General features: G+C 61.6%; 5 protein-coding genes and 4 tRNA genes. All 9 read left to right on the top strand.

The window, feature by feature from the left end:
• The first annotated feature begins 197 nt into the window (after positions 1 to 197).
• Positions 198 to 2387 carry a DEAD/DEAH box helicase gene (locus BQ4888_RS04490; RefSeq protein ID WP_092054192.1) on the top strand — a complete coding sequence of 730 codons (2190 nt, stop codon included), beginning with the start codon at positions 198 to 200 and terminating at the stop codon, positions 2385 to 2387.
• Between the two features lie 86 nt (positions 2388 to 2473).
• Complete coding sequence (locus BQ4888_RS04485) at positions 2474 to 4189, top strand: proline--tRNA ligase (RefSeq protein ID WP_092054190.1); 1716 nt, start codon at positions 2474 to 2476, stop codon at positions 4187 to 4189.
• Between the two features lie 35 nt (positions 4190 to 4224).
• A complete protein-coding gene (locus BQ4888_RS04480; RefSeq protein ID WP_092054188.1) occupies positions 4225 to 5454 on the top strand; it encodes a DUF4388 domain-containing protein in 1230 nt (409 codons plus the stop codon).
• Positions 5451 to 6188 (top strand): orotidine-5'-phosphate decarboxylase, encoded by a 738-nt coding sequence (pyrF, locus tag BQ4888_RS04475; RefSeq protein ID WP_092054186.1) that lies wholly within the window; start codon positions 5451 to 5453, stop codon positions 6186 to 6188. Before BQ4888_RS04480 ends, pyrF begins: the two co-directional genes overlap by 4 nt.
• Entirely contained in the window at positions 6185 to 6943 is a 759-nt protein-coding gene (rlmB, locus tag BQ4888_RS04470) for a 23S rRNA (guanosine(2251)-2'-O)-methyltransferase RlmB (RefSeq protein WP_092054183.1), read from the top strand. The genes pyrF and rlmB overlap by 4 nt, the downstream gene beginning before the upstream one ends.
• 118 nt (positions 6944 to 7061) lie before the next feature.
• Positions 7062 to 7137, top strand: a tRNA-Thr gene (locus BQ4888_RS04465).
• Positions 7138 to 7183: 46 nt separating this feature from the next.
• Positions 7184 to 7268: transfer RNA gene (locus tag BQ4888_RS04460), tRNA-Tyr, on the top strand.
• 118 nt (positions 7269 to 7386) lie between these two features.
• A tRNA-Gly gene (locus BQ4888_RS04455) sits at positions 7387 to 7463 on the top strand.
• Positions 7464 to 7503: 40 nt separating this feature from the next.
• Positions 7504 to 7578: transfer RNA gene (locus BQ4888_RS04450), tRNA-Thr, on the top strand.
• Positions 7579 to 7615 lie beyond the last annotated feature (37 nt).

The following is a 7615-nucleotide window of genomic DNA, read 5'->3' as shown; positions in this document are numbered from 1 at the left end:
CTTGAGCCATCTGGAGCAGGTGTTGAAGACTTTCGCCGAACTCCCGACCGCCTCGCTAAGGGGGATGCTGGAGGACTTCATGGCCCAGATACCGGCCTTGTTACGACGAGCAACGCTACTTCCGGCCCATGTCTTTTGAAAGATCATTTTGATTTCAGGGCTTTAGGCCCTGTCATACTGCTGCGAAAGTTGAGAAATTGACCTTTCGCGATCTCGAGGCCGAGCAGGGCTACTGCTCCTGCCCCGACTACCGCACCAACAAGCTGGGCACCTGCAAGCACCTGATGCATGCCTTCGCCCGCTTCAAGAAGGGCGGTGGATCGCCGGTCGCGGGGCAGGACTATCCCTTTGTCGAGATCTTTCTCGATCCCCACCGGGAAAATCGGATCGCCTGGTTTTATCCCCATGCACTGCCCGCCGCCGCGGCGGAGCTGATCGCCGAATTTTTTGCCCCTGACCGAACCCTTGCCGCCGACAAAACCGGGGATTTTCTCGCCTTTATCGAGGCCGCCCGGGAACTTAAGGAGATTCTGATCCGGCCCGAGGTGTTGGAGGCGGTGGAGGAGTTTTTCGAAGCGCGGCTGCTGGCGGAGCTCCGGGAAAAGCGGCACCCCGATTACGCTCTGATCAGGGCCGATCTCTTCCCCTACCAGAAGGAGGGAATCGAGTTCGCTCTCTATCGCAAGGGGGCGATCATCGCCGACGAGATGGGGCTGGGCAAGACCCTGCAGGCCATCGCCACGGCGGTGTTGAAAAAGGATCTGTTCGGGTTCACGCGCACCCTGATCGTCTGCCCTGCCTCGCTCAAGGATCAGTGGCAAAAGGAAATCGAGCGGTTTAGCGCCGAGAAGGCGGTGGTGGTACAGGGCGCGCCCGAGGAACGTGCCGCGCTTTACCGGGAGTCCGACGCCTATTTTCTCATCTGCAACTACGAGGCGACGTTGCGCGACCTGCCGCTGCTGCAAAAATACGCTCCCGATTTCATCATTCTCGACGAGGCCCAGCGGATCAAGAATTACGAAACCCAGACCGCCGGCGTGGTCAAGACGATCCCGCGCAAGCATGCCCTGGTCATCACCGGCACGCCGATCGAGAACCGCCTGGTCGATCTTTACTCTATCGTCGATTTTCTCGCCCCGAAACTTTTATCCCCCCTCTGGGAATTTTCCTACCAGCACTGCTGTTTCGACCCCCGGCAGAAAAACAAGATCACCGGCTATTACAACCTGCAAAGCCTGAAAGAGCGCCTGCAGCCGATCCTGATCCGCCGTGAGAAGAAAGCCGTCATCCGCCAGCTTCCCCACATCACTCACCACGATGTTCCGGTGGCGTTGCATCCCCGCCAGATCGACCATCATGCGAGTTATGCCAACGGTGTGGCCCAGATCCTGCGCAAGAAATTCATGACCCCCTTCGACCTGCAGAAGTTGCAGCTGCTGTTGGCCAAGATGCGCATGGTCTGCGATTCGACCTTTCTCGTCGAGCCGGAGGAGGAAATCCATTATTCCCCCAAGCTCGACCAACTGCGCCACATCCTTCTCGATCAACTCGACCTGAAACGGTCGCCACGCAAGATCGTGATCTTTTCCGAGTGGGTGCGCATGAACCAGCTCATCGGTCGCATGCTGCGGGAGAACAATCTCGGCTATGTGGAGCTTTCCGGCAAGGTGCCGGTGCCCAAACGAGCGGCGCTGATCCGCGAGTTCGAGGAGAATTCGAGATGTCGGGTCTTCCTTTCCACCGAAGCCGGCGGCGCCGGCCTCAACCTGCAGGTCGCCGATACGGTAATCAACTTCGAACTCCCTTGGAACCCTGCCAAGAAGAACCAGCGCATCGGCCGCATCGATCGTCTCGGCCAGCAGAGCGGGCATCTGACCGTCATCAACCTGATCGCTCGTGACTCCATCGAAAGTCGCATTGCCGAAGGGCTGCTGCTCAAGCAGGATCTTTTCGAAGGGGTGTTGAGCCCGGGGAGCACCCTCGACAACGTCGATTTCGCCGACCGGGGCCGCCCCCAGTTTCTGGAGCAGCTGGAGGCGGCCGTGGAGCAGTTCAGTCGCCCCGTTCCTCCGGAGTCCGAGGCGCCGGCATCGGCGGAAGCGACCGTCGCCACAAGCGATCCCTGCGCAGAACCGGTTGAAACCGAAACGCCGGTGATGCAACCGGTCGCCGCAGCTGTTGCCGTCGAACAGAAGGCTTCTTCCCCGTACGCGGTTGCTGGCGCCTCTCCGGAAAAGCTTGCCCAAGTCATGAATCAGGGAATGGCTTTTCTTTCCGGTTTGATGCAGATGGCCACCGGACAGGCTCTGCAGGCTGAAGAAGGGGCGATTTCGGTCGATCCCGCAACCGGCGAGGTGACGATGAAATTTAAACTGCCGGGGTTCTAGCTTGCATTTCCCTTTGAAATACGCTAATTTCCCTCACTTTCAACCGGTCCGATCGATTTAATCCTGCATGACAAGAGGTGCCGACCATGCGCTATTCCCAATATCTTCTCAATACCTTGAAAGAGACCCCGGCCGATGCCGAGGTGGTCAGCCACCAGCTGATGATGCGCGCGGGCATGATCCGCAAGATCGCCGCCGGTATTTATAGCTATCTGCCCCTCGGGCTCCGCTCGATTCGCAAGGTCGAACAGATCATCCGCGAGGAGATGAACCGGGCCGGGGCAATCGAGCTGCTGATGCCGATGGTCGTTCCCGCCGAACTCTGGCAGGAATCGACCCGCTGGGAGCAGTACGGCAAGGAGTTGCTGCGCTTCAAGGATCGTAAAGAGGCCGATTTCTGCCTCGGACCGACGCACGAGGAGGTCATCACCGACATCGTCCGCCGTGAGGTTCGTTCCTACCGGCAACTGCCGCTGAATCTCTACCAGGTTCAGTCCAAGTTCCGCGACGAGATACGTCCCCGTTTCGGCCTCATGCGCGGCCGTGAGTTCATCATGAAGGATGCCTATTCCTTCGATGTGGACGAGGCTGGTGCCGACGTCGCCTATGACAAGATGTACCAGGCCTATCGGCGCATCTTCGAGCGCTGCGGCCTGCGCTTCCGCGCCGTCGAGGCCGACACCGGCAACATCGGCGGCAGCTCCTCCCACGAGTTCATGGTGCTGGCCGATTCGGGCGAAGACGCCATCGTATCCTGCGACAGCTGCGAATACGCCGCCAATGTCGAAAAGGCGGAATTGCGCGATGCCGGCGCCACGGCACCGGCGCCGACCGAGGCGTTGAGCAAAGTGGCGACGCCGAACCAGCGGACCATCGAGGAGGTCGCCGCTTTTCTCAAGGTGGAACCGGCGCGGCTGATCAAGACCCTGATCCTGCGCACCGACGGCGGCGAGACGGCGACGGTGCTGCTGCGCGGCGATCGCGAGCTTAACGACATCAAACTCTGCCGGCTGCTGTGCTGCAACGAGGTGGAGCTGGCCGACGAGGAGACGGTGCGCCGCGTGACCGGGGCGCCGAGTGGTTTCGCCGGGCCGGTGGGGCTGAAAGGGCGGATTTTCGCCGACTTCGAGGTGCGCGCCATGGCCGATGCCGTGACCGGCGCCAACGAGGCCGACGCCCATTACACCGGCGTGACCTGCGGCCGGGATTTTACCGTCGAAACCTTCGCCGATCTGCGCGAGGCGGTCGCCGGTGATCCCTGCCCGCGCTGCGCCGGCAAGCTCGAGGTCTGGCGGGGGATCGAGGTCGGCCACGTCTTCAAGCTCGGCACCAAATATTCCCAGGCCCTCGGCGCTACCTTCCTCGATGCCCAGGGGCAAGAGCAGGTGATCTTCATGGGCTGCTACGGTATCGGCGTGGGGCGCACGGTGGCGGCGGCCATCGAGCAGAACAACGATGCAAACGGCATCATTTTTCCCATGCCCATCGCCCCCTTCCAGGTCATCGTCACCATGGTCAATCCCAACGACGCCGAGGTTTGCGCGGCCGCCGAAAAACTCTATGCCGATCTGCTGGAGCGCGGAGTCGAAGTGCTCCTCGACGACCGCGACGAGCGCCCCGGCAGCAAGTTCAAGGACGCCGACCTGCTCGGCATTCCGCTGCGGGTGACGGTCGGGGCGCGGGGACTCAAGGACGGTGCCCTCGAAGTGCAGGAGCGGCGCAGCGGCACCCGGGAGATGGTGCCCCTGGCCGAGGTGGCCGAGGTGGTGGCGGCGCGGGTGCGCAGCGCCCTGGCGGGCTGAAAGCAAAGGCTCGCTCGCAACCGGAAAGAGGCATCATGGCGAAGATGATCATCGACAGCGGCGGCCGGTTGAGTCTGCCTCATCCCGTGGTCAGGGAACTGGGGCAAAAAACCCTGGAGCTGTCCTCCTTTTCCCCCCGGCATCTGCTTCTGACCCATCGTCGCGATGAGGGCGAGTTGGTCATGGCCGGCGAGCTGGGCGAGTTGGCCATCGCTGATCTGCTCTCTTTTTTTAACATGTTCCGCAAGTCGGGAGTGCTGACCTTTTACTTTCCTGCCGGAGTCAAGGAGTTGTCCTTCCTGCAGGGGGAGATCATCGCCGCCTCCAGCTCCCTGCCCGAGGAGCAGTTGGGTGAGATTCTCTGCGTCCTGGGCAAGCTTGATCGTTCCGCCCTGCACTGGGCGCGAAACCTGGCGGGGGGCGTACCGCCGACGGGGCAGCTGCTGGTCGACAAGGGGTTGGTGGGGGCCAAGGATCTCTGGCAGGTCGTTCGCTATCGGGCCGAAACGATCATTTACAGCCTCTTTGCCTTGTCTGGCGGGAGCTTTTTTTTCGTTGCGCGTACCCCTGAAGTCGATGAGCAGGTGCGCCTGTCCATGAGTACCCAGAATCTCATTATGGAAGGCCTGCGGCGTTTCGACGAGCGGGCGCTCTTCATGCGTCGCATCGGCTCCGATCGGCATCTGCCGGTACTGACCGGCAAAACCCTGGCCGGTTTGCCGCCGGTCGCCGAGCGTATGTTGGAACTGATCGCCCAGGGACGCTATCCGGTGCGGGAACTGCTGCGCAAAGCCGGAGGTGGGGAGTTCGAGGGATTGCGGCTGCTGCATCAGCTCCTCGAAAAGGGGCTAGTCGCCATGGAAGAGGCTCCGGCGCCGCCGTTGGAGGGGGAACTCGGAGACCTGCTGAATATCTTCAACGGTGCCCTGACCGCCATCAGCCGCCGGGTGCTGGGCAGGCACCCCGGCTTCCTCGACGAGGTCCGGGCTTTCATGCGCGACGTGCCCCAGCCTTTTTCCTTCGTCTTCCGCGATGTTGGTCTCTGCGACGATGGTTCCGTCGACGGTGGGCGCATTCTCGCCAATCTTGCTGGGCTCGAAGAGGGGGATAAAGAACGACTACTGGCCGAGGCCTTGAGTGAACTGATTTATATGGCCTGTGGCGTGGCCCGGCGGGAACTGCCGGAAGTCGAGTCTGGAGAACTGATCCAGCGGGTGCGCGAAGTCACGCAACGGGTCAAATCATTTATCGGGAGGAAGGGATGAGAAATGAAGCTAAGGAGCGACTGATTTTCGCCCTCGACGTGGACTGTTTCGAGGATGCGGAAAAATGGGTCAAGCTGCTCCATGATAAGGTCGGGGTGTTCAAAGTTGGCAAGCAGCTCTTCACCCGCTGCGGCTCCGATGTCGTGCGCATGATCCGAGGGGAGGGGGGCGAGGTTTTTCTCGACCTCAAATACCACGACATCCCCAATACCGTGGCTATGGCCGGGGTTGAGGCCTGCCGCCTCGGAGTACGGATGTTTAACGTCCACGCCTTGGGCGGGCCGGAAATGATGCGCGAGACGGTGGCCAAGGCCGATGCCTCCTGCCCCCGGGGGAGCGCGGAGCGGCCGCTGCTGCTGGCGGTGACCATTCTCACCTCCTCCACCGAAGAGACTTTGCGGGCGGTGGGGATCGATCGGTCGGTGCGCGAAATGGTACCACGTCTGGCCCGCCTGGCGAAGGAGGCGGGGATGGACGGGGTGGTCGCCTCTCCCCAGGAAGTCGGTCTGATCCGCGACGCCTGCGGACCGGAATTCGTCATCGTCACTCCCGGGGTGCGTCCGGCGTTCGCCTCCCTGGACGATCAGAAGCGGGTGACCACGCCCGCCGAGGCAATCGCTGCCGGGGCCGATTATCTGGTGATCGGCCGGCCCATTTCGGCGGCCGCCGATCCGGTGGAAGCCGCCGATCTCATTCTTGCCGAGATCGAAGAAGCGCTGCGCGGCCGTTCATGAATGACGTTGTCTATGGGTTGAACCCGGTGCGCGAAGCTCTGGCGGGGGAACGGCGCAAGCCCCTGGAGCTTTTCGTCGCCCGCGATGCCCGCTCCCCCCGGGTCGATGAGGTGCTGGCCGAGGCCGAGCGGCGCCAGGTGCCGGTGCGGCGCCGCGAGCGGAAAGATCTCGACCGGTTGGCCGGAAACGGCTATCACCAGGGGTTGGTGCTGAGCATCGAACCCTTCGCTTATGTCGAGTTGGAGGAACTTTTCGAACGCTGGCGACGTTCAGGGGAGAGGGCCTTTTTTCTCGTGCTCGACGGCCTGACCGATCCCCACAACTTTGGTGCGGTGTTGCGCAGCGCCGAAGCCGCTGGCTGTCATGGCGTCATTACCGCCAAGGACCGGGCCTGTTCCGTCACGGCGGTGGTCGACCGGGCGGCGGCCGGGGCCCTGGCCCATCTGCCCCTCTGTCAGGTGACCAATATCGCCCGTACCCTCGAAGAATTGAAGGAGGCGGGATGCTGGGTGTTCGGGCTGGCCGGGGAAGAGGGCGCCCAGCCTCTGTTCGATGTCGATCTGGCGGGGGACCTGGTCCTGGTGCTGGGTAGCGAGGGGAGCGGTCTGCGTCCCAACGTGCGGCGCCATTGCGACGGGCTGCTGAGCATTCCCATGCGCGGCACGCTCTCCTCCCTGAATGCCTCGGTGGCGGCCGGGGTCGCTCTTTTCGAAGTCGTCCGTCGCCGGCAGGGCACTCGGAGCGACAAGATTTGAATTTAGCGGTTGACAAGTCCAGGGGGATCGACTATAAATCCTGCTTCGTCAGCCGATGAAAAAAGTTCAAAAAAGGGCTTGCTTTTTAATTTTCACTGTTGTAAAAATGCGCCCCTGTGCTGGCGTAGCTCAATAGGTAGAGCAGCTGACTTGTAATCAGCAGGTTGCGGGTTCAATTCCTGTCGCCAGCTCCATTGAGCAAAGGGGTGTTTGCCCCGGACAATTCAGAAGCGTTCCCCTGGAGGGGTTCCCGAGCGGCCAAAGGGAGCAGACTGTAAATCTGCCGTCGACGACTTCGGAGGTTCGAATCCTCCCCCCTCCACCATTTATTTACTTGCCGGGACATCCCCCGGATTGGCGGTATCCAGGAGGCTTGGCCGATTGGACTGGGACCGGCGCCGGTGGTGAGCCCACAGAGCTGTACATAGGCAGTCAGGTTTTGGGCGGGAGTAGCTCAGTTGGCTAGAGCATCAGCCTTCCAAGCTGAGGGTCGCGGGTTCGAGTCCCGTTTCCCGCTCCATTTTGACCTGTCTCTCCATGAACGGCGGCAGCTGGTTCAGGCCCACATAGCTCAGTGGTAGAGCACTCCCTTGGTAAGGGAGAGGTCATCGGTTCAAATCCGATTGTGGGCTCCATTTGCTCCGTTGTGGAGTTTTTCTGTTTGTATCCAGA

It is taken from the genome of Desulfuromonas acetexigens (assembly GCF_900111775.1).
Lineage (GTDB): Bacteria > Desulfobacterota > Desulfuromonadia > Desulfuromonadales > Trichloromonadaceae > Trichloromonas > Trichloromonas acetexigens.
Note: the sequence above shows the minus strand (reverse complement) of the source record. Positions and strands in the feature narration are given on the sequence as shown.

Bases quoted from the DNA above. Each gene is read 5' to 3' on its own strand.
- rlmB (WP_092054183.1), top strand. From the start codon at position 6,185: ATGAATGACGTTGTCTATGGGTTGAACCCGGTGCGCGAAGCTCTGGCG.
- BQ4888_RS04480 (WP_092054188.1), top strand. From the start codon at position 4,225: ATGGCGAAGATGATCATCGACAGCGGCGGCCGGTTGAGTCTGCCTCAT.
- pyrF (WP_092054186.1), top strand. From the start codon at position 5,451: ATGAGAAATGAAGCTAAGGAGCGACTGATTTTCGCCCTCGACGTGGAC.
- BQ4888_RS04485 (WP_092054190.1), top strand. From the start codon at position 2,474: ATGCGCTATTCCCAATATCTTCTCAATACCTTGAAAGAGACCCCGGCC.